At 71.5% G+C, this 26,642-nt stretch carries 30 protein-coding genes and 1 pseudogene; 20 read left to right on the forward strand and 11 right to left on the reverse strand.

Annotated features, from left to right (window positions below; translation table 11 throughout):
* Positions 1-5 precede the first annotated feature (5 nt).
* Complete coding sequence (locus OG488_RS04810) at positions 6-881, forward strand: acyl-CoA thioesterase (protein WP_329226223.1); 876 nt, start codon at positions 6-8, stop codon at positions 879-881.
* An 11-nt stretch (positions 882-892) separates the two neighbouring features.
* On the opposite strand, the gene OG488_RS04815 is transcribed toward OG488_RS04810, so the two are convergent.
* Entirely contained in the window at positions 893-1,120 is a 228-nt protein-coding gene (locus OG488_RS04815) for a DUF6011 domain-containing protein (protein ID WP_329226225.1), read from the reverse strand.
* 58 nt (positions 1,121-1,178) lie between these two features.
* On the opposite strand from OG488_RS04815, the gene OG488_RS04820 reads away from it, so the two are divergent.
* A complete protein-coding gene (locus tag OG488_RS04820) occupies positions 1,179-1,862 on the forward strand; it encodes a hypothetical protein (protein WP_329238438.1) in 684 nt (227 codons plus the stop codon).
* 185 nt (positions 1,863-2,047) lie between these two features.
* Here OG488_RS04820 and OG488_RS04825 read toward each other — a convergent pair.
* Positions 2,048-2,269 (reverse strand): annotated as a pseudogene (locus OG488_RS04825) (trehalase-like domain-containing protein); the annotation flags it as partial.
* Positions 2,270-2,356: 87 nt separating this feature from the next.
* Between OG488_RS04825 and OG488_RS04830 the strand changes: the two are divergent.
* From OG488_RS04830 to OG488_RS04840, 3 genes are all read left to right on the forward strand, one after another.
* Positions 2,357-3,304 (forward strand): DUF389 domain-containing protein, encoded by a 948-nt coding sequence (locus tag OG488_RS04830; RefSeq protein ID WP_329226227.1) that lies wholly within the window; start codon positions 2,357-2,359, stop codon positions 3,302-3,304.
* Between the two features lie 114 nt (positions 3,305-3,418).
* Positions 3,419-4,849 carry a DUF2252 domain-containing protein gene (locus OG488_RS04835; RefSeq protein WP_329226229.1) on the forward strand — a complete coding sequence of 477 codons (1,431 nt, stop codon included), beginning with the start codon at positions 3,419-3,421 and terminating at the stop codon, positions 4,847-4,849.
* Positions 4,850-4,980: 131 nt separating this feature from the next.
* Positions 4,981-6,315, forward strand: a complete 1,335-nt coding sequence (locus tag OG488_RS04840; protein WP_329226230.1) for a chloride channel protein — start codon at positions 4,981-4,983, stop codon at positions 6,313-6,315.
* Here OG488_RS04840 and OG488_RS04845 read toward each other — a convergent pair.
* A complete protein-coding gene (locus OG488_RS04845) occupies positions 6,269-6,703 on the reverse strand; it encodes a DUF7144 family membrane protein (RefSeq protein ID WP_329226233.1) in 435 nt (144 codons plus the stop codon). The two genes, OG488_RS04840 and OG488_RS04845, sit on opposite strands and share 47 nt — an antisense overlap.
* A gap of 135 nt (positions 6,704-6,838) precedes the next feature.
* Here OG488_RS04845 and OG488_RS04850 point away from each other — a divergent pair, with 135 nt between their 5' ends.
* The 3 genes from OG488_RS04850 to OG488_RS04860 all read left to right on the forward strand — a co-directional run bounded on the left by OG488_RS04850 (position 6,839) and on the right by OG488_RS04860 (position 8,507).
* Entirely contained in the window at positions 6,839-7,414 is a 576-nt protein-coding gene (locus OG488_RS04850; RefSeq protein WP_329226235.1) for a helix-turn-helix domain-containing protein, read from the forward strand.
* Between the two features lie 20 nt (positions 7,415-7,434).
* Positions 7,435-7,956 carry a GNAT family N-acetyltransferase gene (locus tag OG488_RS04855; RefSeq protein ID WP_329226236.1) on the forward strand — a complete coding sequence of 174 codons (522 nt, stop codon included), beginning with the start codon at positions 7,435-7,437 and terminating at the stop codon, positions 7,954-7,956.
* 62 nt (positions 7,957-8,018) lie between these two features.
* Positions 8,019-8,507, forward strand: a complete 489-nt coding sequence (locus OG488_RS04860) for a glutathione peroxidase (RefSeq protein WP_329226237.1) — start codon at positions 8,019-8,021, stop codon at positions 8,505-8,507.
* Between the two features lie 55 nt (positions 8,508-8,562).
* On the opposite strand, the gene OG488_RS04865 is transcribed toward OG488_RS04860, so the two are convergent.
* Positions 8,563-9,789, reverse strand: coding sequence for an acyl-CoA dehydrogenase family protein (locus OG488_RS04865; RefSeq protein ID WP_329226239.1), 1,227 nt, complete (start codon positions 9,787-9,789; stop codon positions 8,563-8,565).
* Between the two features lie 173 nt (positions 9,790-9,962).
* On the opposite strand from OG488_RS04865, the gene OG488_RS04870 reads away from it, so the two are divergent.
* Complete coding sequence (locus tag OG488_RS04870) at positions 9,963-10,613, forward strand: TetR family transcriptional regulator (protein WP_329226241.1); 651 nt, start codon at positions 9,963-9,965, stop codon at positions 10,611-10,613.
* 25 nt (positions 10,614-10,638) lie between these two features.
* Here OG488_RS04870 and def read toward each other — a convergent pair whose 3' ends face one another.
* Positions 10,639-11,190: a peptide deformylase gene (def, locus tag OG488_RS04875; protein ID WP_329226243.1), complete on the reverse strand. Its 552-nt coding sequence runs from the start codon at positions 11,188-11,190 to the stop codon at positions 10,639-10,641.
* A 114-nt stretch (positions 11,191-11,304) separates the two neighbouring features.
* Here def and OG488_RS04880 point away from each other — a divergent pair, with 114 nt between their 5' ends.
* The 11 genes from OG488_RS04880 (at position 11,305) to OG488_RS04930 (ending at position 20,602) form a co-directional block, all read left to right on the forward strand.
* Positions 11,305-12,543, forward strand: coding sequence for a Mur ligase family protein (locus OG488_RS04880; RefSeq protein ID WP_099172054.1), 1,239 nt, complete (start codon positions 11,305-11,307; stop codon positions 12,541-12,543).
* Positions 12,544-12,577: 34 nt separating this feature from the next.
* Positions 12,578-13,306, forward strand: a complete 729-nt coding sequence (locus OG488_RS04885) for a type 1 glutamine amidotransferase (protein WP_329226244.1) — start codon at positions 12,578-12,580, stop codon at positions 13,304-13,306.
* Positions 13,307-13,494: 188 nt separating this feature from the next.
* Positions 13,495-14,520 carry a 6-phosphofructokinase gene (locus OG488_RS04890; RefSeq protein ID WP_329226246.1) on the forward strand — a complete coding sequence of 342 codons (1,026 nt, stop codon included), beginning with the start codon at positions 13,495-13,497 and terminating at the stop codon, positions 14,518-14,520.
* Between the two features lie 112 nt (positions 14,521-14,632).
* Entirely contained in the window at positions 14,633-15,583 is a 951-nt protein-coding gene (locus OG488_RS04895) for a cytochrome c oxidase assembly protein (protein WP_329226248.1), read from the forward strand.
* Positions 15,584-15,649: 66 nt separating this feature from the next.
* Complete coding sequence (locus OG488_RS04900; RefSeq protein ID WP_033301001.1) at positions 15,650-15,808, forward strand: hypothetical protein; 159 nt, start codon at positions 15,650-15,652, stop codon at positions 15,806-15,808.
* A gap of 185 nt (positions 15,809-15,993) precedes the next feature.
* On the forward strand, positions 15,994-16,248 hold the full coding sequence (locus OG488_RS04905; RefSeq protein WP_329226253.1) for an HU family DNA-binding protein: 255 nt from the start codon (positions 15,994-15,996) through the stop codon (positions 16,246-16,248).
* A gap of 16 nt (positions 16,249-16,264) precedes the next feature.
* The gene (locus OG488_RS04910; protein ID WP_329226254.1) at positions 16,265-16,651 is read left to right on the forward strand and encodes an SRPBCC family protein; all 387 of its coding nucleotides are present in this window, start codon (positions 16,265-16,267) and stop codon (positions 16,649-16,651) included.
* 100 nt (positions 16,652-16,751) lie between these two features.
* A complete protein-coding gene (locus OG488_RS04915; RefSeq protein ID WP_329226256.1) occupies positions 16,752-17,744 on the forward strand; it encodes a GlxA family transcriptional regulator in 993 nt (330 codons plus the stop codon).
* Positions 17,745-17,826: 82 nt separating this feature from the next.
* Entirely contained in the window at positions 17,827-18,450 is a 624-nt protein-coding gene (locus tag OG488_RS04920; protein WP_329226258.1) for a cysteine hydrolase family protein, read from the forward strand.
* Positions 18,451-18,776: 326 nt separating this feature from the next.
* Positions 18,777-19,487, forward strand: coding sequence for a lysophospholipid acyltransferase family protein (locus OG488_RS04925; RefSeq protein WP_329226260.1), 711 nt, complete (start codon positions 18,777-18,779; stop codon positions 19,485-19,487).
* A gap of 86 nt (positions 19,488-19,573) precedes the next feature.
* The gene (locus OG488_RS04930) at positions 19,574-20,602 is read left to right on the forward strand and encodes an NAD-dependent epimerase/dehydratase family protein (RefSeq protein WP_329238439.1); all 1,029 of its coding nucleotides are present in this window, start codon (positions 19,574-19,576) and stop codon (positions 20,600-20,602) included.
* 96 nt (positions 20,603-20,698) lie between these two features.
* Here the strand turns inward: OG488_RS04930 and OG488_RS04935 are convergent, their stop codons facing one another.
* The 6 genes from OG488_RS04935 to OG488_RS04960 form a co-directional block, all read right to left on the reverse strand.
* A complete protein-coding gene (locus OG488_RS04935) occupies positions 20,699-22,276 on the reverse strand; it encodes an alpha/beta hydrolase (protein WP_329226261.1) in 1,578 nt (525 codons plus the stop codon).
* Between the two features lie 152 nt (positions 22,277-22,428).
* Entirely contained in the window at positions 22,429-23,214 is a 786-nt protein-coding gene (locus tag OG488_RS04940; protein ID WP_329226263.1) for an urease accessory protein UreD, read from the reverse strand.
* Positions 23,211-23,888 carry an urease accessory protein UreG gene (gene ureG / locus OG488_RS04945; RefSeq protein WP_329226265.1) on the reverse strand — a complete coding sequence of 226 codons (678 nt, stop codon included), beginning with the start codon at positions 23,886-23,888 and terminating at the stop codon, positions 23,211-23,213. The genes OG488_RS04940 and ureG overlap by 4 nt, the downstream gene beginning before the upstream one ends.
* A 43-nt stretch (positions 23,889-23,931) precedes the next feature.
* Positions 23,932-24,597, reverse strand: a complete 666-nt coding sequence (locus tag OG488_RS04950; protein WP_329226266.1) for an urease accessory protein UreF — start codon at positions 24,595-24,597, stop codon at positions 23,932-23,934.
* Positions 24,598-24,614: 17 nt separating this feature from the next.
* Positions 24,615-26,336 (reverse strand): urease subunit alpha, encoded by a 1,722-nt coding sequence (locus OG488_RS04955; RefSeq protein WP_329226268.1) that lies wholly within the window; start codon positions 26,334-26,336, stop codon positions 24,615-24,617.
* Positions 26,329-26,640, reverse strand: a complete 312-nt coding sequence (locus tag OG488_RS04960) for an urease subunit beta (RefSeq protein ID WP_329226270.1) — start codon at positions 26,638-26,640, stop codon at positions 26,329-26,331. Before OG488_RS04960 ends, OG488_RS04955 begins: the two co-directional genes overlap by 8 nt.
* Positions 26,641-26,642 lie beyond the last annotated feature (2 nt).

The raw sequence follows: 26,642 nt of genomic DNA on the forward strand, positions 1-26,642 counted from the left end.
ACCGCATGACGAACCCCGCCGACAGCCTGGTCGACCTGCTCGACCTGGAGCGGATCGAGGTCAACATCTTCCGTGGCCGCAGTCCCGAGGAGTCCCTGCAACGGGTCTTCGGCGGGCAGGTCGCCGGCCAGGCCCTGGTCGCGGCCGGCCGCACCACGGACGGGGACCGTCCGGTGCACTCGCTGCACGCGTACTTCCTGCGGCCCGGGCGGCCCGGCGTCCCGATCGTGTACGACGTGGAGCGGGTGAGGGACGGCCGGTCCTTCACCACGCGCCGGGTCACCGCCGTACAGCAGGGCCGGACGATCTTCAACCTGACGGCGTCCTTCCACCGTCCGGAGGAGGCCGGCTTCGAGCACCAGCTGCCGCCGGCCCGCGTCGTGCCCGATCCGGACGAGCTGCCGACCGTCGCGGACGAGGTGCGTGAGCACCTGGGCGGTCTGCCGGAGGCTCTGGAGCGGATGGCCCGGCGCCAGCCCTTCGACATCCGCTACGTCGACCGGCTGCGCTGGACGCAGGAGGAGATCGAGGACGCGGACCCGCGGAGCGCGGTGTGGATGCGTGCGGTCGGCCCGCTGGGTGACGACCCGCTCGTCCACACGTGCGCGCTGACGTACGCGAGCGACATGACGCTGCTCGACGCGGTACGGATCCCGGTCGAGCCGCTGTGGGGACCGCGCGGCTTCGACATGGCGTCGCTGGACCACGCCATGTGGTTCCACCGGCCGTTCCGCGCGGACGAGTGGTTCCTCTACGACCAGGAGTCGCCGATCGCCACGGGCGGCCGCGGGCTGGCCAGGGGGCGGATCTACGACCGCCAGGGCCAGTTGCTCGTGTCCGTGGTGCAGGAGGGGCTGTTCCGCCGGCTCGACGGCGTGTGACGCACGGCGGGTCAGGTGCCCGGGAGCGGGTCCTGGTCCACCTCGTGGCGGCGGCTGCGGATGTCCGGCCCCGGCGGATGCAGTTTGGCGTCGCAGGCGGGGCCGAGTCCGGCACGGCGTGACTCCGTGCCGGTGAGGGGGCGTCCGCACAGCGCGCAGCGCACCGGACGGCGGCCGGAGGCCCGGACCGGCTCGGGCGGCGGTCCGGGAAAATCTGGGAAGGGCTCGGGGGACTCCACGCACGGATCCTCTCAAGCCGGTACGGCGGATGACGAAGGAGACCTGCGGTTGAGCACCGTGCTGAGGTTGGAACGCGCGCCCCGGGACCAGGCACCGGCTGCCGGGAGTGGCGTTCCCGCACCGGTCGCCCACCTGGTGCGGTGCGGGGAGGGCCCGGAGCCCGGGCCCGTGGTGGCGTACGTCGAGCGTGAGCTGCCGCCGGGCGGGATATCCGCCTACCGGGCGGCACGGGGCGGCGGCGCGCGCTCCTTCGTCCTGTGGGCGGACGAGCACCGCCGGGAGCGGCTGGCCACCCTGGTGACCGTGTCGGCCGGGGGCGGTGTCGCGACCTACCAGGTGCTCGGGTCGCACGGCGAGCTCGTCGGCACGGTCGTACGGGAGAAGGCGTTCCGGGGCAGGGGGCTGCGGACCCGCTGGACGGTGACGCCTGCGGGCGGCCCTGAGGCGGTGGGCCTCAAGGGGCGGATCCTCTGGTGGGGCGTGTGGTGGCTGTTCCTCCCCCTGCAGACGCTGATCGTCGTGCTGAGCCTGCTCGGCGGTGACGGTGACGCGGCACGCGGTCCCCGGCGCGTCGTGTGGCGTGGCGGTGGGAAGGCGCCGCTGGAGTTCCGGTCGAAGGACGACGCCCTGCTCGTGTACGCGCCGGGATACGACCGGCGGCTGGCGGCGGCGCTCCTCGCCGTGGTGCGCACCTTCGACAGCTGGCTGCTCGGCGCGGAGTGGGACGACGCGAAGGACTGACGGTCAGTCCCGCTGCCGGTCGAGTGCCTCGTCGAGGGTCCGGGCCGCGGTGATGAGGGACAGGTGGGTGAACGCCTGCGGAAAGTTGCCGAGTTGCCATAGGGCTGGACGTACGCCTGTTCCCGTTCGCTCCAGCCGCGTTCCATGACCTGCTCCAGGACGGTGTCCCTGGCCCGGGTCCAGCGGGCGGTGTCGGGGTAGTGGAGCTGCTTCCGGGAGCAGTCCGGATCGTCGGGCGACAGCCCGAAGAAGCCCCCACGGTCATGGTCGAGCAGCGCGGCGAAGATGCTCGGGGAGTCGAACCGGGGTGCGGTGTACCAGTCGACGACCCCCTCCGCCGAAACCAGCGCACCCGTCTGCAGGTCGCCCACCAGACCGTGCGCCGCTATGGGAGGGTATCGGTCCATGACCGTCCAATCTCCGGCATATCCCCGAGAAGGCCACCATCCGGCAAACGCCTCCCGGGCGCTCCCCCGGCCCCGGGGAGGTACCGCGTGGACATGATCCAGGTCCGCGCCGTCAGCCCGCCGGACCTCACCGGGCGGGTCGAGGAGCTCCTCACCGGCAGTCCGTACGTCCTGGACCTGGTCGTGCAGCGCGACACCGTGCGCAATCCCGACGGGGACTCCGTCTCGTGCGACGTGCTGACGGGAGCCGCGAACGAGATCCTCCGCGGCCTGCGGGAGTTGGGGGTCGACGTGCGGGGGTCCCTCGTCATCGCGCCGGTCGGCATGGCGTTCTCGGGGCAGGCCTCCCAGGAGGCGACGCGCAGACTCGGGAAGCTGGCCGGCGCGCCGGTGTGGGAGCAGGTGGAGGCGCGTATCCGCTCGGAGGGGAGGTACGCGCCGAGTTTCTACCTCTACCTGGTCATCGCGGGCCTCATCGGGTCGGTCGGCATCGTCACGAACTCACAGATCCTGATCGTCGGGGCGATGGTCGTCGGCCCCGAGTACGGGGCGATCGTCGCCGTGGCCCTGGGCATCGAGCGGGGGGACCGGGGCATGGTCCGCACCGGCCTGTCCGCCCTGTGCTCGGGCCTTCTGCTGACGATCGCGGTCACCTTCCTCTTCAGCCTGCTCATCCGCGGCTTCGGCCTCCAGTCGGAGGCGTTCGACCGGGGGCTGCGCCCGGTCTCCGACCTGATCAACACCCCGAACTTCTTCTCCTTCGCCGTCGCGGGCCTGGCCGGTGTCGTCGGCATCGTGTCGCTCACGGAGGCCCGTACGAGCGCCCTGCTCGGCGTGTTCATCTCCGTCACGACCATCCCGGCGGCCGCGGCCATCAGCGTCTCCACGGCCTTTGCCAGCTGGTCCGAGGCACGGGGGTCCCTCATCCAGCTCCTGGTCAACCTCGCGGTGCTCATCGTGGTGGGCGCGGCCGCGCTCAGGTGCCAGCGGGTGATCTGGGGGCGCGTGGGCCGGGCGCGGCACGGCCGGGCCTGAGCCCGCACGGCCCCTCCGGCGCCGGGAGGCGGCCGAGGGGCCGGAACCGGCCCGGCCCCGGATGATGGGAGACAGGCCGCCCGGGCGGCCCCGCACGCAGCCAGGAGGGCCGCCATGCCCCAGGAACGCACCTCACCGCTCCGCGCCGTACCGGGCGCGACACCGCAGGAACGGGCCGCGCTCGGCAAGGCGGCGCGCAAGCTGTCGCCCCGGTCCGGCCACGCCGTGTACGAGCCGGCGGCCGACCGGCCGGACCCACTGGGCCTCCTGGAGTCCCAGTCGGCGGCACGGCTGCGGGAGCTCGTCCCGATCCGGTACGGACGCATGACGGAGTCACCGTTCCGCTTCTACCGCGGTGCCGCGGCGATCATGGCCTCCGACCTGGCGGGGACGCCGGACTCCGGGATCAGGGCCCAGCTGTGCGGCGACGCGCATCTCATGAACTTCCGGCTGCTCGCCTCGCCCGAACGCAACCTGCTGTTCGACATCAACGACTTCGACGAGACCCTGCCGGGCCCCTGGGAGTGGGACCTCAAGCGGCTGGCCGCGAGTCTCGTCATCGCGGGGCGTGCCAACGGCTTCACCGGCAAGGAGCGGGCCCGCGTCGTACGGGCGACCGTGCGGTCGTACCGGGAGTCGATGATCCGGTTCGCGGAGATGCGCAATCTCGATGTCTGGTACACGAAGACCGATGTGGACCGCCTCAGGACCGTGGCCACCGACAGGCTCGCCGCCCGGGGACGCAGGCGGGTGGCCAGGGCGACGGCGAAGGCCCGTACCAGGGACAGCCTCCAGGCGTTCGGCAAACTGACCGAGGTGTCCGGCGGCCGGCTCCGGATCGCCGCCGATCCTCCCCTGATCGTGCCGCTCGCCGACCTGCTGCCCGACGCCGAACGACTGGTGACGGAGAGCCGGCTGCGAGGGCTCCTGGAGCGCTACGGCCGCAGCCTCCCCACGGACCGCAGGGCACTGCTCGCCGACTTCCGGCCCGTGGACATGGCCCGCAAGGTCGTCGGCGTGGGAAGCGTCGGGACGCGCTGCTGGATCATCCTCCTGCTGGGCAGGGACGGCGAGGACCCCCTCTTCCTCCAGGCCAAGGAGGCGGACACCTCGGTCCTGGCACCGCACGCGGGGCCGAGCACCTACCGGAACCAGGGCCGGCGGGTGGTCGCCGGCCAGCGGCTGATGCAGGCGGCGGGCGACATCTTCCTGGGCTGGGAGCGGGTGGACGGCTTCGACGGGAAGCGCCGGGACTTCTACGTGCGCCAGCTGCGCGACTGGAAGGGCGTCGTCGAACCCGAACTGATGGTGCCGCGGGGCATGGGCGCCTTCGGAGAGCTGTGCGGGTCGACCCTGGCCCGCGCGCACGCCCGGTCCGGTGACCGGATCGCCATCGCGGCGTACCTGGGCCGGAGCGACGTGTTCGACCGGGCGCTGGAGACGTTCGCCGAGCGGTACGCCGACCAGAACGAGAGGGACCACCGGGCGCTGATCGACGCGGTGGCCGCGGGCCGGCTACCGGCGGCCGAGGAGGCCGACGGCTGACGCGGCCCTCGATTCACCACCCCTCGACAGCGGGTACATCACAGACACAAGGGGACATCGTGGTATCACCGTGAGGACCCCGGCGGGGCGGTTCGACCCGGCCGGGACCCGACACCGAGGAGACCATGACCATGTCGGCCGAACCGGTCGGTACACCCGGCACGGAGTCGCCGGATCCGCTCACGGTGATCCGCACCCGGGGGTACGTGGTACTCCTGTTCATGGTCGCGGTCCTCGGAGTGCCCATCTCCGCAGCGGCGTTCGGCTTCCTCGCGCTCGTCCACGAGATCCAGTCCCTGACCTACGAGGACCTCCCCCGCGCGCTGGGCTTTCACGGCACACCCTCCTGGTGGCCGGTCCCGCTGCTCGCCGTGGCCGGCCTGCTGACCGGCCTGGCCGTCCGTCACCTCCCCGGAACGGGCGGGCACAGGCCCGCCGAGGGGTTCGTGAACTCGGGGGCACCGACGGCCGCGGAACTGCCCGGGGTCGCGCTCGCCGCTCTGGCGACCCTCGGGCTCGGAGCGGTTCTCGGCCCGGAGGCGCCCCTGATCGCCCTCGGCGGCGGCCTGGCCGTGTACGCGGCGCGGCTGCTGAAGCCCGGCATCGCGCCGAGCGCGGGCGCCATGGTGGCCGCCGCGGGCAGCTTCGCCGCGGTGAGCGCCCTGCTGGGATCTCCGCTGCTCGGCGCCTTCCTGCTGATGGAGGCGTCCGGCCTCGCCGGGATGATGCTCGGCCTCGTGCTCGTGCCGGGGCTGCTCGCCTCGGGGATCGGGTCGCTCATCTTCGTCGGCCTGGGATCGTGGACCGGCCTGGGGACGTACTCCCTGACCCTCCCCCACGTGCCGCACACCCCCCAGCCCACGTTCGCCGAGTTCGGCTGGGCCATCGCACTGGGGGCGGCCGCCGCACTCGCCGGCCTCGGCATCAAGAGGCTGTCGCTGTCCCTGCAGGGGCGCGTCGAGCGGCGGCGGGTGCTCACGACGGTGGTGATGGGGCTGACCGTCGGGGTGCTCGCGCTGCTCTACGCCGAGAGCACGGGGAGGGACGCCTCCGAGGTGCTGTACTCGGGTCAGGACGACCTGGGCGGCCTGCTCGCCCAGGACGCGACGTACACCGCCACGACGCTTCTCGTCCTCATCGTCTGCAAGGCGCTCGCCTACTCCGCGTCCCTGGGCGCCTTCAGGGGCGGGCCGATCTTCCCGGCGATGTTCCTCGGAGCAGCGGCCGGGCTGGTGCTGTCGCACCTGCCCGGCCTGAACGCGACCTCGGGTTTCGCGATGGGCATCGGCGCCATGTGTGTGGCGATGCTCAGGCTGCCGATGACCTCGGTGCTGCTGGCCACGCTCCTGCTGGGATCGGAGGGCATCACCGTCATGCCGCTCGTGATCGTCTCCGTGGTGGTGTCCTACGTCCTCGTGCTCAGACTCGAGCGTCCCTCTGCGGCCCCGCGCACAGCGCCCAGATGACGAAGACGTTGATGGCGATGAGGACGATGGACCAGAAGGGGTAGTACGGGAGCCAGAGGAAGTTGGCGAGGGCGAGGAGTCCGGCGAGCACGACTCCGACACCGCGCGCCCAGACCGCCCCGCTGAACACGGCGAACCCGGCGACCACGACGACGATGCCCAGGATCAGGTGCACCCAGCCCCAGCCGGTCAGGCTGAACTGGAACACGTAGTTGCGGGTCGAGACGAACAGGTCGTCCTTGGCGATGGCGGCGATCCCCTCGAAGATCGCCATGGCGCCACCGAAGATCATCATCACGCCGGCGAAGACGGTCCAGCCGGACGGAGCGGCCTTGCGCGCTCCGGCGGAGTCGTGGTCCGTCCGTACCCCACTCGTACTTCCAGCCATGTCGGCCTCCTCGTTCACAGTGCAATACAAGCCGCAATACGGCTCATATCTCGCCCATCAGCCTGACACGCCATCACCCGGTCAGCACCCGGACCGCCCTGGGCGCCCTCTCCAATAAAAGATATAATCCCGGATATGAGAGAAGGAGAGGCATCGGACACCGTCGACGGCCGCCTCGCGGCACGTCTGGGCTCGCTCCGCACCGAACACGGGTGGTCGCTGGACGAGCTGGCCCGCCGCACCGGGGTGAGCCGCTCGACCCTGTCCCGGCTGGAGCGGGGCGAGCTGAGCCCCACCACCGCCGTGCTCGGACAGCTCTGCACGGTGTACGGGCGGACGATGTCCCGGCTGCTGAGGGAGGTGGAGACGGAACCCCCGCAGCTGGTCCCCGCCGCGCTGCAGCCGGTCTGGCGGGACGACCGGGCGGGCTTCGTACGCCGCTCCGTGTCACCGCCGCACGCAGGGCTGCGCGCCGAGGTCATCGAGGGCACGCTCGACGCCGGAGCGGACATCGCGTACGAGGACGCGCCCGTGCCCGGCGTGGAGCAGCACATCTGGGTGCTCGAAGGCACGGTCGAGATCACCGTCGACGGGACCGTGCACACGGTGCGCGAGGGCGACTGCCTGCGCTTCCGGCTGTACGGCCCCTCCCACTTCCACTGCCCGGGCCCGCTGCGGGTCCGCTACGCGTTGATGATCGTCCTGCCGTGAATGTGAAAGGACCCCGCCCCATGACCGAGATCGTCCCCATGTCCGGCCCCGGACTGGTCACGTACGCCGATGAGCTCGCGGCCCTGCTGATCGAGGCGGTGGAAGGCGGGGCCTCCGTCGGATTCCTCACCCCGCTGGACCGGGCCTCCGCCGCCGACTGGTGGCGGGGACGGGCCACCACGGTCGAGACGGGGAGCCAGCAGATCTGGATCGCCCGTGACGACGAGCGGGTGGCGGGCACGATCTCCCTGGTCAGGACGGCCCTGCCCAACGCACGCCACCGCGCTGAGGTCGCCAAGCTCGTGGTCAGGCCGTCGGCCCGCGGCCGGGGGGTCGGCCGTGCGCTGCTCACCGCGGTCGAGGAGTTCGCGGCCGCCGAGGGGCTGACGCTGCTGGTCCTGGACACCGAGACGGGGAGCGACGCCGAGCGGCTGTACCGCTCGGCGGGCTGGACCCCGTGCGGCTCCGTCCCGGACTACGCGACGGACCCGTACGGCACGCTCAGGGCGACGACCTTCTACTACCGGGCGCTCACCCCCTGAGACGCCGCCCCGGAGGGGCCGTCACAATGAGAGCGACGCCACGCTACCGAGGAGACATCCCCATGACGCTGCACGACATCCCGCTCCGCACGCTCACCGGCGAAGCGACCTCGCTGGGAGCCTACGAGGGTTCGGCGGTCCTGCTGGTGAACGTCGCGTCCAAGTGCGGACTCACCCCGCAGTACGCCGGACTGGAGAGGCTCCAGAAGGAGTACGGGGACCGCGGGTTCACCGTTCTCGGAGTGCCCTGCAACCAGTTCGCGGGCCAGGAGCCGGGGACCGCCGAGGAGATCCAGACCTTCTGCTCCGCGACGTACGGGGTCAGCTTCCCGCTGCTGGAGAAGATCGACGTCAACGGCGAGAACCGGCACCCCCTGTACGCGGAGCTGACGAAGCTCGACGACGCCGAGGGCGCGGCCGGCGACGTCCAGTGGAACTTCGAGAAGTTCCTGATCTCCCCCGCGGGCGAGCCGGTCGCCCGGATCCGCCCCCGCACCGAGCCGGAGGCCCCCGAGGTCGTCGCGCTGATCGAGGCCAGCCTGCCGCAGTAGCGGGACCGACGGCGCGCGGGGCCGGACCGGCGTACGGTCCGGCCCCGCGGCACGGTCAGCGGATGGGCATCCCCGACAGGGTGCGGGCGATCACCAGACGCTGGATCTCGCTCGTGCCCTCGAAGATGGTGTAGATCGCCGCGTCCCGGTGCATGCGCTCGACCGGGTACTCACGGGTGAAGCCGTTCCCGCCGAGGATCTGGACGGCCTGGGCGGTGACCGTCTTCGCCGTCTCGCTCGCGTACAGCTTGGACATCGAGCCCTCGGCCGCGGTGAACGGCTTGCCGGCGCTGGCCATCCACGAGGCGCGCCAGACGAGCAGCCGGGCGGCGTCGATCTGCGTCCGCATGTCCGCCAGCTGGAAGGCGATGCCCTGGTTGTCGATGATGGGGCGGCCGAACTGCGTCCGGGTCTTCGCGTAGTCGAGCGCGACCTCGTAGGCGGCGCGGGCGGTGCCGACGGCCATGGCCCCGACGGCGGGGCGCGACGCCTCGAAGGTCGCCATGGCCGCGTTCTTGACGCGCTCGCCGCCGCTCCTGGCGCGCTCGCGGGCCCGGGCGAGGCGCTCGTCGAGCTTCTCCTTGCCGCCGAGCAGGCAGTGGCCGGGGACGCGGACGTCCTCGAGGACGACCTCGGCCGTGTGCGAGGCGCGGATGCCGTGCTTCTTGAACTTCTGGCCCTGCGAGAGACCGGGGGTGGCCGGCGGGACGATGAAGGAGGCGTGCCCCTTCGAGCCCAGCTCCGGGTCGACGACCGCGACGACGACGTGGACGTTGGCGATACCGCCGTTGGTCGCCCAGGTCTTGGTGCCGTTGAGCACCCACTCGTCCTTCGCCTCGTCGTACACCGCACGGGTGCGCATCGAGGCCACGTCCGAACCGGCGTCCGGCTCGGACGAGCAGAAGGCGGCGACCTTCACGTCGTCGGCGTCCCCGTACATCTGGGGGATCCAGGTGCCGATCTGCTCCTCGGTGCCGTTGGCGAGGACGCCGACGGCCGCCAGGCCCGTGCCGACGATCGACAGCGCGATACCGGCGTCGCCCCAGAAGAGCTCCTCCATGGCCATGGGGATGCCGAGGCCCGTAGGGTCGAAGAACTGCTGGGCGTAGAAGTCGAGGGAGTAGATGCCGACCTTGGCCGCCTCCTGGATGACGGGCCAGGGCGTTTCCTCACGCTCGTCCCACTCCGAAGCGGCCGGCCGGATCACCTCGGCGGCGAATCCGTGCAGCCAGTCACGGACCTGCTTCTGGTCGTCGTTGAGCTCGAGCGTGAACTCGGCCATGGTTCCCTCCATGCACGTCCGGAAAACCCGTTACTAGCGGTAACAACAGTCTGTTACCAGCAAGTAGCTTCTGTCAACCGGTCAGCGACGGATCCGCGTGCGACAGAGCAGGGTGTTACGTTGCCCGGGCGTGACGAGATCGCAGGACAGCCGGGTGGGGCGGGAGAAACGACATGGAGACCACAAGAGGGGCCGAACGGCAGCGGACCGCGGCGGAACGCCGCCGCCGGGAGCTGCTCGAAGCCGCGGACCGGGTGGTGCTCAGGGACGGCCCGCAGGCCTCGATGAACGCGATCGCCGCGGAGGCCGGGATCACCAAGCCCATCCTCTACCGGCACTTCGGCGACAAGGGCGGCCTCTACCGCGCGCTCGCCAAACGCCACACAGACGCCCTGCTCAGCGCCCTGCGGGCCGCACTCGACGCACCCTCCGAGCGGCGCGAGCGGGTCGAGGCGACCCTGGACACCTACCTCGCGGCGATCGAGGCGCGCCCACAGGTCTACCGCTTCCTGATGCACCCGTCCGACGACGCCGCCCCCGCTCCGGAGCAGGGTTTCGACGTCGGCCGGCACTCGGCCCCGCTGCTGCGCCGCCTGGGCGAGGAGCTGGGCAAGGTGATCGTGGAGCGGGTCGATCTCGGTCCGGACAGTGAGCAGATGGCTCGCATCTGGGGTCACGGCATCGTCGGCATGATGCACGCGGCGGGCGACTGGTGGCTGGGTGACCGTCCGTGCTCGCGCGAGCAGCTGGTGCGCAGCCTCGCCGACCTGCTCTGGGGCAGGCTGGCCGAGGCGGGCGACCGGCCCGGCGGCCAGGGCTTCTGAGACCTCTCGGCCGCCGGACCGCCGGTCAGGCGGTGCTCCCGCTCCCCCACGGCGCCCGGCGGGCAGCGCGCAGCGCCCTGGCGCGGCGCAGGCCGGTCAGCCGGTCCGTGTAGATCCGGCCGTCGAGGTGGTCGCACTCGTGCTGCAGGCAGCGGGCGAACCAGCCGGTGCCGGTGACCCGTACCGGCTCCCCCGTCACCGTCCGGCCCTCGACCACCGCGTGGTCGAAGCGCGGGGTGCCCGCTTCGAGCCCCGGAAGCGAGAGGCAACCCTCCGGTCCGCGTACGGTGATGCCGTCGGCCTCGACGAGTACGGGATTGACGAGATGGCCCAGGTGCCGGACCTCGTCGTCGTCCGGGCAGTCGTACACGAACACCTTGAGCGGGACGCCGATCTGGTTCGCGGCGAGCCCGACACCGTTCGCGGCGTACATGGTGGCGAAGAGGTCCTCCACCAGCCGGGCGAGCGACGGGCCGAAGTCGGTGACGTCGTCGCACGGGCCGTGGAGCACCGGGGCGCCGAACAGGCTCATGGCACGAACGCGTCCGGAACTGCCGGGGATCGGGCGGTTTCGCATGGGGAGAAGCGTACGTTCCACGTGACCTCCACGTTCCCCGTGGTGCCGAGGTGCGGGCGGCGGGCCGGACATCGATAGGCTGGGTGCGGACTTACGCAAGGAGGATCTAGGACGATGGCAGGCAACACGGAGCCGTTGTCGCCGCGGGCCAAGCTCGCCGTGACGGCGGGCAAGGCCGCGGCGGCGGTGTCGCGCGCTGCGGGGCGCGGCAGCGGATCGGTGATCGGCGGCCGGGTGGCGCTCAAGCTCGACCCCGACCTGCTCGGGCGGCTGGCGCAGCACCTGGACGTGATCCTCGTGTCCGCGACGAACGGCAAGACGACGACGACCCGGCTGATCGCCGAGGCGCTGCGGGCCGCAGGGCCCGTCGTGTCGAACGCGCTCGGCGCCAACATGCCGGCGGGGATCACCTCCGCCCTGGCGGGGGGCTCGGACGCGCGCTACGGCGTGATCGAGGTCGACGAGAAGTACCTCGCCGGAGTGGCACGGGACACGACGCCGAAGGTGATCGCGCTGCTCAACCTCTCCCGCGACCAGCTGGACCGCGCGGCGGAGACCCGGATGCTGGCCGAGAAGTGGCGTGAGGGCCTGTCGGGCTCCAAGGCCGTGATCGTGGCCAACGCCGACGACCCGCTGATCGTGTGGGCCGCCTCGTCCTCCCCCAACGTGGTGTGGGTGGCGGCGGGGCAGGCGTGGAAGGACGACGCCTGGTCCTGCCCGTCCTGCGGCGGTGTGATGCAGCGCCCCGGCGACGACTGGTTCTGCGGCGAGTGCGGCTTCCGCCGTCCCGCCCCCAGCTGGGCGCTGAACGGCGACTACGTCCTGGACCCGCACGGTTCGGCGTGGCCGATCCACCTGCAGCTGCCGGGCCGGGCCAACAAGGCCAACGCCACGAGCTCGGCCGCCGTGGCCGCGGTCTTCGGCGTACCGCCGCAGGTCGCCCTGGAGCGCATGTACCAGGTGCAGGCCGTGGCGGGCCGCTACGACGTCGTCACCTTCCTCGGCCGCGAGCTCAGGCTCCTGCTGGCGAAGAACCCGGCGGGCTGGCTCGAGACGTTCTCCCTGATCGACCCGCCGCCCACTCCGGTCATCCTCTCGGTGAACGCACGCGGCGCCGACGGCACGGACACCTCGTGGCTGTGGGACGTCGACTACACCCAGCTCTACGGTCACCCGATCTTCGTGCTCGGCGACCGCAAGCTGGACCTGGCGGTCCGGCTCGAGGTCGCCGGTCTCGACTTCCGTGTCTGCGAGACCCTGGACGAGGCCGTCCAGATGGCTCCGCCCGGCCGCATCGAGGTCATCGCCAACTACACCGCCTTCCAGGATCTGCGCCGTCGTGTCGGCAACTGACCCCCGCGCGGGCAACCCCCGGAGAGGACGAAGCATGAGCAACAACAGCCTGCGGCTGGTGTGGGTCTACCCCGACCTCCTCAGCACCTACGGCGACCAGGGCAACGCCCTGGTGGTGGAGCGCCGGGCGCGCCAGCGCGGCCTCGACGTGTCGCGCGTGGACGTGCGCAGCGACCAGCCCATCCCGACGTCGGGCGACATCTACCTCATCGGCGGCGGTGAGGACCGGCCGCAGCGGCTCGCGGCGGAGCGCCTGCGCCGGGACGGCGGACTGAGCCGGGCCGCGTCCAACGGCGCGATCATCTTCTCGGTCTGCGCGGGCTACCAGATCCTCGGTCACGAGTTCATCAACGACCTCGGCGAGCGCGAGCCCGGCCTCGGGCTGCTCGACGTCGTCTCGACCCGTGGCGAGGGTGCCCGGTGCGTCGGCGACGTGCTCGGGGACATCGACCCGAACCTGGGCCTGCCGCCGCTGACCGGCTTCGAGAACCACCAGGGCATCACCCACCTCGGCCCGTCGGCGCGTCCGTTCGCCCGGGTGCGGTTCGGCGGTGGCAACGGCACGGGGGACGGCACGGAGGGCGCGTACAACGACACCGTGTTCGGCACGTACATGCACGGTCCGGTCCTGGCGCGCAATCCGCTGATCGCGGACCACCTGCTGAAGCTGGCGCTGGACGTGAACGCGCTGCCGCCGAGCGACGACCGGTGGTACGAGGCGCTGCGCGCCGAGCGGATCGCCGCGGCGACCCAGCCCGCCTGACCCGATCACGCACGGGCCGGCCCCTCGTCGAGGGGCCGGCCCGTGCGTGTGGGACCGGTGTACATCAGGTGGCCGTCCAGCAGTCGGACAGTGGGTTCGGTCCGGACACCCCGCCCCGGTAGGGTGGCGGGGATCCAACCGGACGACGTGGTCCGGCGTCGGCCCACGTTGCAAAGGTTTCCCGGGCAATGCGAATTGGTGTGCTCACCTCCGGCGGCGACTGCCCCGGCCTCAACGCCGTCATCCGTTCCGTCGTGCACCGTGCGGTGGTCGACCACGGCGACGAGGTCATCGGCTTCCACGACGGGTGGAGGGGCCTCCTCGAGTGCGACTACCGCAAGCTCGACCTCGACGCGGTCGGCGGCATCCTCGCCCGCGGCGGCACGATCCTCGGCTCCTCCCGCGTCCAGCCCGCGCACCTGCGTGACGGCGTGGAGCGCGCGAAGGGCCACGTCGCCGATCTCGGCCTGGACGCGATCATCCCGATCGGCGGCGAGGGCACGCTGAAGGCGGCCAACCTGCTCTCCGAGGCGGGTCTGCCCATCGTCGGCGTCCCCAAGACCATCGACAACGACATCGCCTCCACCGACGTGACCTTCGGCTTCGACACGGCCGTCGGTGTCGCGACCGAGGCGCTCGACCGGCTGAAGACGACGGCCGAGTCGCACCAGCGGGTGCTGATCGTCGAGGTCATGGGGCGGCACACCGGCTGGATCGCGCTGCACTCGGGCATGGCGGCCGGCGCGCACGCCATCGTCGTACCCGAGCGGCCGTTCGACATCGACGAGCTGACCGAAGTGGTCGGCCGGCGCTTCTCGGACGGCAAGAAGTTCGCGATCGTCGTCGTGGCGGAGGGCGCCAAGCCCCGCGAGGGCTCCATGGAGTTCAGCCAGGGCAAGACGGACATCTACGGCCACGAGCGCTTCGCCGGTGTGGCGACGCAGCTCTCCGGCGAGCTGGAGCAGCGCCTCGGCAAGGAGGCCCGCCCGGTGATCCTCGGCCACGTGCAGCGAGGCGGCACCCCGACCGCGTACGACCGCGTCCTGGCCACCCGTTTCGGCTGGCACGCGGTGGAGGCGGCTCACCGCGGCGAGTTCGGCATGATGACGGCGCTGCGCGGCACGGACATCACGATGGTCCCGCTCGCGGCGGCCGTGGAGACCCTCAAGACGGTCCCGGCCGAGCGGTACGCCGAGGCCCAGGTCGTCCTCTGACCTCCGTGACACTCCTGAGTACCGCCCCCGGCCGCACCCGCGGCCGGGGGCGGTTCTAGTCTGGACCGGACAACCGGCGCGAATCGGGGACGTCCCCAGCGGGAGTGAACAGATGGATCACAGCGGGCACGGCACGAACATGGATCTGCCGCCGTTCACGCTGGGACGCGGGCTCGAGTTCTCCGCGGACCCGTTCTTCCTGATCGGCTGCGTGGCCGCCCTCGTCCTGTACGGCTACGGGGTTCTGCGGCTGCGCGCGCGGGGTGACGACTGGCCGGTCAACCGGATCGTGTTCTTCGTCCTCGGTGTGCTGTCCATCGCCCTGGTGATGTGTACGGGTCTCAACGACTACGGCATGGTCATGTTCAGCGTGCACATGGTGCAGCACATGGTGATCAGCATGGTGTCGCCGATCCTCCTGCTGCTGGGGGCCCCGGTGACGTTGGCGCTGCGGGCGCTGCCGGTGGCGGGACGCACGCGCACGGGCCCGCGCGAACTGCTGCTCAAGCTGCTCCACAGCCGCTACATGAAGATCATCACGCATCCGGCGTTCACCATTCCGCTCTTCATCGCGAGCCTGTACGGGCTGTACTTCACTCCACTGTTCGACTTCCTGATGGAGTCGAAGGCGGGCCACATCGCGATGATGGTGCACTTCCTCGCCGTCGGTGTGGTGTTCTTCTGGCCGATCATGGGCGTGGACCCCGGCCCGCACAGGCCCGGATACGTGATGAGGATGCTGGAGCTCTTCGCGGGCATGCCGTTCCACGCGTTCTTCGGGATCGCGCTGATGATGGCCACCCAGCCCATGGTGAAGGCGTACGAGAACCCGCCGGCCTCGCTCGGTATCGACGCGCTGGGCGACCAGTCCGCGGCGGGCGGCATCGCCTGGGCGTTCAGCGAGATCCCGTCCGTGCTGGTGCTGATCGCCCTGGTCTTCCAGTGGTACCGCTCCGAGCAGCGGACCGCCAAGCGCTCCGACCGGGCCGCCGACCGGGACGGCGACCAGGAACTGAAGGCGTACAACGCCTATCTCGCCTCATTGCAGGCACGCGGACAGTAGCGGTGGGCACGCCCCAGGGGTGACCATGGCTTCAACGGCCGTGCGGCCGATGAGGAGCGTGCGCTCATGCCTGGATCCACGAAAACCATGGGAGTGCTCACGGTCGGCACGCTGGTCGCGGTGACGGCGTACACGGTGGCACTGGGGAGCAACGGCTGGCTCTGGTTCGGCTGGGTGGTGCTCGGGCTGGCCACCCTGGGGATGGTCGCCACCCGCGACACCTGAGGCGGGAGCCCGCGGGCCTGCCGCCCGGGCCCCGGCCGTACGCCGCCCGGGCGGCGTACGGCTGCGGTGCGAGGGTGATCCGGCGGTGCCAGCATGGTGACGAGGTGCGGCACGTGAGCGGGGCGGCTCAGGCCGTCCGGTCACGGTCGCCGCGTGTCGTCGTCGGCGGGAAGTGGGTACTTCGCATGGACAGGTCCGGACTGATCGAGGCGATCGGGCGCAAGACGGCGGGCGGCGGCGGGCTGCCGGACGAGGAGATCGGCCGGGTCGTCGACGCCGTGTTCGGCACGGTCGCGGAGCCGGGTGTGATCGCGGAGGCACTCAAGGACGGCAGGGCCGTCACCCTGGTGGGCTTCGGCAGCTTCCACGACGTGGGCGGCGAGGCCTCGCTGCGGCCGGGCAAGGCGCTCAACGAGTTCGTCCACGACCGGGCCGGCTGAGCGGGACCCCGGTCCGATGGCGGTCCTGACACTGCGGGCGGAGGGCCCCGCGCGGCCCGAGGACGTCTGGCTGCGCTACGTCACCCCTGCCGGCTGGCCCTCCTGGTCACCGCAGATCAGAGCGGTGCGGGTCGACGCGGAACGTATCGCGGCGGGCACCCGGGGCGAGGTCGTCTCCCTGTTCGGCGTCACCGCTGCGTTCACCGTCGAGTCCGTGGACGACGAACGGTGGCACTGGGTGTGGCGGGTCCGGATGGGTCCGGTGCGCCTGCGGCTGTACCACGAGGTCAGGCGCCGGCCCGGCGGGTCGGCCACGACCCTGCGGATCGAGGGCCCGGCCGCCGCTCTCGCCGCCTACGCCGGCCCGGCACGGTGGGCGCTGGGGCGCCTCGTCCGGGGCTGACGGCCGACTGCCGCCCGGCACGGGATGGGCGGACCGCGTGTCCGGATGTGACAGGAAGCCGTCATTGCGGCCCCGGGACGGGGACGGCGAGGATGAGGGCATGCCCCTCACCCACCGTGTCGTGATCGCGGTCTTCCCGGGCGTCGACCTCCTCGACGTCACCGGCCCGGCCGAGGTCTTCGCGCTGGCCAACCGGGAGACCGACGGCCACGACCCCTACCAGGTCCAGCTCGCGGGCCCGGTCGCCGGTGCGGTGCGGACGTCGGCGGGCGTACGGCTGCTGACCGATCTCACCTTCGACGAGGTCGGCGACCGGGCGGACACGCTGGTCGTCCCCGGCGCCGCGGACATGACGGACGAAGGTCCCACGGCACGCGTCGACCCCGAGGTCGTGGCGTGGGTGAAGGCGACCGCTCCGCACGTCAGGCGGGTCGCCTCAGTGTGTGTGGGCGCCCATCTGCTGGCGGCGGCCGGTCTGCTGGACGGGAGGACGGCGACGACCCACTGGTCGACGGCCGCCCAGCTCGCCGCGGACCACCCGGCCGTCACCGTCGATCCGGACCCGATCTTCGTCCGGGCCGATCACGGCCGGCTGTGGACGGGTGCCGGCATCAGCGCCTGCCTGGACCTCTCACTGGCCCTGGTGGCCGAGGATCTCGGCGAGGAGACCGCGCTGGCCGTCGCACGCCAGCTGGTGATGTTCCTGAAGCGGCAAGGCGGGCAGAGTCAGTTCTCCGTACCGCTCAGCCGCCCCGCGGCCTCCCGCCGCGACATCGACGAACTGCGGTCGTGGATCGCCGGTCATCTCGACGCGGACCTGTCCGCCCGGGCACTGGCGGCCCGTATGCGTCTGAGCGAACGCCACTTCGCGCGTGTCTTCACCCGGGAGACCGGGGCCGGACCGGCAGCCTACGTCGAAGCGGCCAGGATCGAAGCGGCCAGGCGGCTCCTGGAGAGCACCGACCACGCCCTGGGCCAGGTCGCGGCAGCCGCCGGACTCGGCTCGACGGAGACCCTGCACCGGGCGTTCAGGCGGCAGCTCGCCACCACGCCCTCCGCCTACCGCCGGCAGTTCAGGACCGGGCCGGCCTGAGTTCCACCCCCTTGAGACCGGCCCCGGTGCACAGGCACCGGGGCCCGCACAGCCATGCCGTCCACCTACGGAAGGAACCCCGATGACCTCGAACCAGCCGTCCACGCCCCTGCGCTCTCTTCTCGGTCTGGACAATCACCCGCCGCGGCTGAGCGAGTCCGCACTGATCATGATCGATTTCCAGAACACCTACCGGAACGGCGTGATGGCCCTGGAAGGCGCCGAGGAGGCCCTCGCGGCCGGCGCACGTCTCCTCGACCGGGCGCGTGCGGCGGGTACCCCCGTCGTCCATGTCGTGCACGACGGCGGCGAGAACTCCCCGTACGACCTCGGTGCCCGTGTCGGCGCCATCAGCGACGAGGTCGCCCCGGTGGAGGGTGAACCGGTCGTGGTCAAGCAGCATCCCAACGCCTTCCACGCCACCGGACTCGAGAAGACGCTGTCCGGGCTCGGCTTCGGAGCGGGCAGCGGCAGGAATCTCGTGCTGGCCGGCTTCATGACGCACATGTGCGTCAACTACACGGCGCAGGAGGCCTTCAACCTCGGCTACCGTCCCACCGTCGTCGCCGAGGCCACCGCGACCCGGGCGCTCACGGCCCCGGACGGCACCCTCGTGCCCGCGGCCACGCTCAAGACCGCCGCGCTGACCATGCTCACCGACGTGTTCGCCACCGTGGTCCCGACCACGGACGCCCTGCCGGGCTGACCGGTGCGGAAGCGGTCCTGGGGGACAGCCCTGAGGGCCGCTTCCGTTTGCGCGCCAGGTCACGGTGGCCGGTGGCCCGAGCCGGGCCGCCTCTGCGCGCCAGGACTTCGTATGCACCGGAAACAAAGCTACGATCGATCACCGACCAGCAGACGAGTCCGTACAGACCATCGACTGATGCCACATCAGGTGAGACGACGAGGAGTGGGTACCCGTCCGAGGAGGCCGGCTTCCGGCCGGCCGCTCGATCGGGTCGAGGGACAACGCCACGCGTGACCTGACAGAACGCGGCCACCGGCCCGGTCCGGAAGGCTAGGAGAGAAGCTGTGTTCTATTACGTCCTGAAGTACGTCGTGCTGGGCCCTTTGCTGCGGCTGACGTTCCGGCCGCGCATCGAAGGGCTGGAACACATTCCCGACGACGGCGCGGCCATCGTGGCGGGCAACCACCTCTCGTTCTCCGACCACTTCCTGATGCCGGCGATCCTCAAGCGCCGCATCACGTTCCTCGCGAAGGCCGAGTACTTCACCGGCCCGGGCATCAAGGGCAAGCTGACCGCGGCCTTCTTCCACAGCATCGGACAGATCCCCGTCGACCGGTCCGGAAAGGAAGCGGGACAGGCGGCCATCCGTGAAGGGCTGGGGGTGCTGAGCAAGGGCGAACTGCTGGGCATCTACCCGGAAGGCACCCGCTCGCACGACGGACGGCTGTACAAGGGCAAGGTCGGGGTCGCGGTGATGGCGATCAGGGCGGGGGTCCCGGTCATCCCCTGCGCGATGGTCGGCACGTTCGAGATCCAGCCGCCCGGACAGAAGGTGCCCAGCATCAAACGGGTCACCATCCGTTTCGGGGAGCCGCTGGACTTCTCCCGCTACGCCGGCCTGGAGGACCAGAAGGCGGCGATCCGAGCGGTGACGGACGAGATCATGTACGCCATTCTCGGGCTCTCCGGACAGGAGTACGTCGACGAGTACGCGGTGAAGGCGAAGGCGGCGCAGGGCGAGGAGTCCAAGAAGTTCCCCCGACGTCCACGCTGAGCGGGAAATCTGCTGAGGGCCGATTTCCCTGGTCCGGCCGCTCGGGCGGTCGTAGCGTCTTCGGCATGAGCAGAGGACGAGCGTTCGTGCTGGGCGCGACGGGACAGATCGGCCGGGCCGCCGTGCGGGCTCTCGCCGAGGACGGCTGGGACGTGACCGCGGCATCACGCGGCGGCGGCAGGGACGGTGCCTGGGGCGACGGCGTCCGTCCGCTCGCGCTCGACCGCGAGGAGGAGGGGGCGCTCGCGTCCGCCCTCGGCGACGGGTGCGACGTCCTGGTCGACATGGTCGCCTTCGGCCCGGACCACGCCGCGCAGCTGACGGGGCTCGCGGACAGGGCCGGATCCGCGGTCGTCATCTCCAGCGGCGCGGTGTACGAGGACCCGCAGGGGCGCAGTTTCGACACGCAGGGCGATCCGGACGGCTTCCCGGAGTATCCGGTGCCCATCCCGGAGACACAGCGCACGGTGCCCCCTGGCGACGCGACGTACGGGACGCGCAAGGTCGCCCTGGAGCGGGAACTGCTCGCGGCCGGTGACGCGTTGCCGGTGACGCTGCTGCGGGCGGGCGCGATACACGGGGCACACTGCCGTACGCCACGCGAGCTGTACTTCGTCAAGCGCGCGCTGGACGGACGCGGCCGGCGGGTCCTCGCGTACGAGGGGGCGAGCCGCTTCCATCCGGTCCATGTGTCCAACCTCGCCGAGCTGATACGGCTGGCCGCGCTACGGCCGGCCTCACGGGTGCTCAACGCGGGCGACCCGGGGGCACCCACCGTCGCCGAGATCGGCGCGGCCGTCGACGGCGTGCTGGGCAGGGAGAGCGAGACGGTGCTGGTGGCGGGCCCGCCACCGGAAGGGCACGTCGGCGACACACCGTGGAGCGGTGCTCATCCCGTCGTCTACGACATGGCGGCCGCCGAACGGGAGCTGGGGTACCGCCCGGTGACGGGGTATGAGGAGTCACTGCCGGAGACCGTCGAATGGCTGGCGGCCCGGCTCCACGGACGCGACTGGAGGGAGGCCTTCCCGAAGATGCTCCGCAACTACGGCGAGACCCTCTTCGACTACGCGGCGGAGGACGCCTGGCTGGAGTGGTACGACCGGAGCGGGTGAGCGCCCCTGGACGGGTGGTGCGGGTGCACCGGGCCGGGAGGGGTGAGCGGGCGACCGCCGGGAAACATCGGCCGCCCGCTCACGTTCAGTCGGCCGTCACGGCTTCGGCGTGGCGTGCGGGGTGCACGTCACGTCGCGCCGGTCGGTCTCTCCCGTGAGCAGGTAGGTGTCCACCCGCTCGTTGATGCAGGGGTTGACCAGGCCGGTGACACCGTGCGAGCCGGCATCCTTCTCGGTGATGAGACGGGAGCCCTTGAAGCGCTTGTGCAGCTCGACGGCGCCCTCGTACGGGGTGGCGGCGTCACGCGTGGACTGCACGATCAGCACCGGGGGCAGTCCCTTGCCCGTGCGGACGTCCAGGGGGGTCTGCTGCTTGGACGGCCAGGTCGCACAGGGCAGGTTCATCCAGGCGTTGGCCCACGTCATGAACGGGTTGTCTTTGTGCAGACGGGTGTTGTCGCGGTCCCACTTCTTCCAGCTGGTGGGCCACTGGGCATCCGCGCACTCGACCGCCGTGTAGACGGCGTTGCCGTTCTCCGAGCTGATGTTGCCCGCGGTGTCCGACAGGTCGGGCGCCGCGGCGTCGATCAGGGCCTGGGTGTCGCCGCCCAGATAGTCGCTCCAGGTCTGGGCGGTGGGTGCCCAGGCGGAGTCGTAGTACGGCGCGCTCTGGAAGAATCCGATGAGCTCGGCGGGGCCGACGACGCCGCCGATCGGGTTCTTCTTGGCCGCCGCGCGCAGCGTCAGCCACGCCTGCTCGACCTTCTCGGGCGTGTCACCGATGTGGTAGGCCGCGTCGTTCTTCGCGACCCACGCCTTCCAGTCGTTCCAGCGGGTCTGGAAGGCGATGTCCTGGTTGAGGTTGGCCTCGTACCAGATGTTGTCCTTCGCGGGGTTGACCACGCTGTCGACGATCATGCGGCGTACGTGCGACGGGAAGAGCGTGCCGTAGACCGCGCCCAGGTAGGTGCCGTAGGAGACGCCCAGGAAGTTGAGCTTCTTCTCGCCGAGCGCGGCGCGGATGACATCCAGGTCGCGTGCGGTGTTGGGCGTGGTCATGTGCGGCAGCATGTCGCCGCTGCGCTCGGCGCAGCCGTCGGCGTACTCGGCCGCGAGCTTGCGCTGGGCCCGCTTGTCGGCCTCGCTGTCCGGGACCGGATCGGCCTTCGGGGCCTTCACGAACTCCTCGGGGTCGATGCAGGAGATCGGCGCCGAGTGGCCGACCCCGCGCGGGTCGAAGCCGACGAAGTCGTACGCCTTCGCGGCCTTCGTCCAGAGCGGGTTCTTGGTGACGATGCGCTTCGGGAAGGCCATCCCCGAGCCACCGGGGCCACCCGGGTTGTAGACGAGTGCGCCCTGGCGCTCGTCCTTGGTGCCGGTGCTGACGTGCCGGTCGACCGCGAGCTTGATCTGCTTGCCGTTCGGCTTGCTGTAGTCGAGCGGGACGCTCACCCATCCGCACTGGATGGGTGCGGCGATCGCCCAGTCGGCCGGACAGTCCGTCCAGTCGATACCGGTCCGCGCGGCCCGGGCGGCCGCGGTCTGGACGCCGCGTGCCTCCTGGTCGCCGTGGTGCCGGCCGGCGGCACCGGCGGCCGGTGCGGCTATCGCCCCCGCTATGAGCGTGCCCGCGATCAGAGTGCCGGCCGAGCCGAGCACTGCCGTGCGCTTCAAGTGGAACCTCCCCCTGCGTGATGCGCCGCCCGTGGCGGCGCAGTGGTTCATGTGTCCAGGCGGATCCTTTCGTCTGTGGGGTTGCTGAGAACAGGGCGTACGCATGTTCTTTACCGAACCAATAACCGGTGCCGACTGCCCGCTGAGCGAACTCAGTCCTTCTGCAGGGCCTTTGATTCCTTCAGCAGACCCTCCAGCGCCTCGTCCAGCACCGCGCGCAGCAGCCGTGCGTCGGCGGCGAGCGCCGTCACGAGGACGGCGGGACCCGCCAGCGGGGTGAGGGCGGCAGTGGGTCCGAGCAGCCTCGGTGCGCACGGGCCGCCCTCGAACGCGGGGTCGACGAGCAGCAGTTGTCCCACGGCGCGGTGTCCGTCCAGCACGGCAGGGCCGTCCCACCCTCCGGGGGCCCCCGGTCCGTAGGCGAGTTGCTGGTCGAGCAGCGGTCGTCCGGCTCTTCTCACGGTCAGGCGGGACGAGAGCCGGCCGGTGCTCTCGCCGTGCCGGCCCAGGACCAGTTCCTCGCGGAGCACCAGACGCGAGGTGCCGGCGAGTTCGGCCCTGGTGGTCATGTCGAGTGCGCTGCCGCACGCGGAGACGAGCTGCTCGGGCAGCCAGTGGAGCTCCGCCCCCTCCCCCACGCTCAGCCGCACGTCGTACGTCGCGGGGCCGGCCTCGGGGCCGGCTCCCGGAAGGGCCACGGTGGCGGCGGCGGAGTCCACCGTCACCCGTGCCCCGTCCTCGGCCCTGACCTCGACGGCGAGCCGGTCCCCGCCGAGCGGCGCGCTCATCGCGCCGACCACGGTGACCCGCGCGCGGGCGCTGTCCGGGGATCTGGTGCGGCGCAGGGCGAGCGGCCCGCCGCTCTCCAGCACCGGAAGCGACGTCGATCCCCGCCCGTCGGCGACCGCCGTGATCCGCGCGGTGGCCGTGACGCTCATGCGGCCCAGTCCGCGAGCCGCGCCCGCACCCAGTCGGCGACGGGGGCGACGCCGTCGGCGCCGGTCAGCGAGGTGAACACCACGGGGAGTTCGCCGCGCTGTGCGGCGGCGTCGTGGGCCATCCGGTCCAGGTCGGAGCCGACGTAGGGGGCGAGGTCCGTCTTGTTGATGACGAGGAGGTCGGCGGTGGTGACACCGGGGCCGCCCTTGCGCGGGATGTCGTCGCCGCCCGCGACGTCGATCACGAAGACCTGCGCGTCGACGAGTCCCTTGGAGAAGGTGGCGGTGAGGTTGTCTCCCCCGGACTCGACGAGGATGAGGTCGAGGGGGCCCACGGAGTCCTCCAGGTCCTCGACGGCTTCGAGGTTGGCGGAGATGTCGTCGCGGATCGCGGTGTGCGGGCAGGCGCCGGTCTCGACGGCCTGGATGCGCTCGGGTGGCAGCACGGCGTTGCGGAGCAGGAAGGCGGCGTCCTCGCGGGTGTAGATGTCGTTGGTGACGACGGCGATGGAGATCCGGTCGCGCAGCGCGCGGCAGAGGGCGGCGACGGTGGCCGTCTTCCCCGAGCCGACCGGCCCTCCGAGGCCGATGCGCAGGGCGCGACGCGTGCCGTCGGGACGTGCCGCGTCGGCGCTGACGGCCGCGGGGCCGTGGTGTGCGTGGTCGAGGTGCATGGTGCGACTCCTGGTGAGGGCGGGCGGGGGAGGTGCTCGTGGTTCAGGACGCGAACAGGCGGACCGGCCAGGCCGCGTGGGCCTCGGCGGAGATGTCGAGCATCGGGGCGGAGGCGGCTGGTAGCGCGTCGATGCCCCCCAGTGCCGCCGCGGCCGCCTGTTCCGCGACCTGGTCGAGGGCGGGCGCGAGGCGGGCCAGCACCGCTGTCGCCTCGAAGGGGTCCAGGGAGAGGAGGCGGACCACCGCGGTGGCCGGGCCGCTGACCGTTTCGTACGCGACGCAGTGTGCGGCGTCCGCGGGGCCCAGGCCCGCCGCTCGCGCCGTGAGGCCGAGGACGACGGGCTGGTGGGCGCCGCGCGGTCTCGCCTCGGCGAGCGCGGCCAGTTCGGGGCTGGGCCAAGTGGCCCGTGCCGCCCTCATCAGCTGGCGGCCGAGCCTGCGCGCGACGTTCCTGAGCGCGGGCGAGGGCGTCCGGGCGTCGGCGGCCTCGTCGAGCGCGAGGGGGTCGAGGCCGTGGGCCGCCGCCGCGGCGAGCGCGGCGGAGGTGAGGCCGGTGGTGTGGAGCCTGCCCAGGCAGAACTCGGCCAGGTCCTGGGCATCGCGGATGTGTCCCGCCTTGACGGCCGGTTCGGCTCCACCGGAGTGGGCGTGGCCACCGGCGGGGAACCGGCCGTCGGCGAGGACGAGCAGGGCTGCGCGTGTCGTCATGAAGTGCTGTCCTGCCCTCAGAAGAGGAAGTACCGCTGAGCCATGGGCAGTTCGGCGGCAGGAGCGGGTTCGACCGGATCACCGTCGATGGTGACGGCGAAGCTGTCGGGGTCGACCTCGACCCGGGGCAGGGCGTCGTTCTCCCGCATGTCCGCCTTGGTGACCCCCCGGGTGCTGGTGATCGGGACGAACGCCTTGCCGAGCCCCAGACGCCCGGGCAGGCCGGCCTCGACGGCGGCCGAGGACACGAAATTGAAGGAGTTGGCCGCCGGGGCCCGGCCCACCGCGCCGAACATCGGACGGGGCATGACCGGCTGCGGGGTGGGGATCGAGGCGTTCGCGTCGCCCATCTGCGCGTACGCGATCTGGCCGCCCTTGATCACCGTCTGCGGCTTGACGCCGAAGAAGGCTGGGTCCCACAGCACGAGGTCGGCGAGCTTGCCGGTCTCGACGGACCCGATCTCGCTGTCCAGTCCTTGGGCGACAGCGGGGTTGATCGTGTATTTGGCGACATAGCGACGTGCCCGGTGGTTGTCCGCGGCACCGTCGCCCGGGAGGGCGCCCCGTCGCCGCTTCATCACGTGGGCGGTCTGCCAGGTGCGGAGGATCACCTCTCCGATCCTGCCCATCGCCTGGGAGTCCGAGGAGATGATCGAGATGGCCCCCAGGTCGTGGAGGATGTCCTCGGCCGCGATGGTCGACGGCCGGATGCGTGACTCGGCGAAGGCGAGGTCCTCCGGCACGGTCGGGTTGAGGTGGTGACAGACCATCAGCATGTCGAGGTGCTCCTCGATCGTGTTGACGGTGTGCGGCCGGGTCGGGTTGGTGGAGCTCGGCAGGACGTAGGGCTCCGAGACCACACTGATGATGTCGGGAGCGTGCCCGCCGCCCGCGCCTTCGGTGTGGTACGCGTGGATGGAGCGCCCGGCGATGGCGGCCAGCGTGTCCGCGACGAATCCCGCCTCGTTGAGCGTGTCCGTGTGGATGGCGAGCTGGGCGCCGGTCTCCTCGCAGACACTCAGGCAGGCGTCGATGACGGCGGGCGTCGCACCCCAGTCCTCATGGATCTTGAAGCCGAGGGCGCCGGCGCGCAGTTGGGAGTGCATCGCCTCTCGGGACATGGTGTTGCCCTTGCCCAGCAGGCCGATGTTGACCGGGTAGCCATCGAGTGCCTCGAACATCCGGGCGAGATGCCAGGGGCCCGGGGTGATCGTCGTGGCCTTGGTGCCTTCCGCCGGCCCCGTGCCGCCCCCGACGAGGGTGGTGATCCCGGAGGAGAGCGCCTGGTCGATCAGGGTCGGCGAGATGAAGTGGACGTGGGCGTCGATGGCTCCGGCGGTGAGGAACTTGCCGTTGCCCGCGATGATCTCGGTCTCCGGGCCGATCACCAGATCGGGGTGCACGCCGTCCATCGTGTCCGGGTTCCCGGCCTTGCCGATGCCGGTGATCCTGCCGTCCCGAATGCCGATGTCGGCCTTGACGATGCCCCAGTGGTCGATGACGACCGCGCCGGTGATGACCGTGTCGGGAGCGCCCTCGGCGCGGGTGGTGCGCGCCTGCCCCATCGATTCGCGGATCACCTTCCCACCGCCGAACACGGCTTCGTCGCCCGACCGTCCGGGACCACCGGACCGGTCCTCCTCGATCTCGACGACGAGGTCGGTGTCGGCGAGCCGGATGCGGTCGCCCGTGGTGGGCCCGAACAGGTCGGCGTACACGGGGCGGCTGAGCTCAGGCATCGAGGGAACCTCCGGTGTCGCCGCGCAGTCCGGGGACGATGCGCAGGCCTGCGATCGGGACGAGTTCGACGTCGACGGGGATACCGGGCTCGAAGCGCACAGCGGTTCCGGCGGCGATGTTCAGCCGCAGCCCGTGGGCTGCGCGACGGTCGAAGTCCAGGCCGGTGTTGGCCTCGGCGAAGTGGTAGTGCGATCCGACCTGGACGGGCCGGTCCGCGGCGTTGAGGACGGTGAGGCGGGTGACGGGGCGCCCTTCGTTGAGCGCCACCGGCTCCTGCGCGTACAGGATCTCTCCGGGAATCATCG

It is taken from the genome of Streptomyces sp. NBC_01460, from assembly GCF_036227405.1.
Classification (GTDB): domain Bacteria; phylum Actinomycetota; class Actinomycetes; order Streptomycetales; family Streptomycetaceae; genus Streptomyces.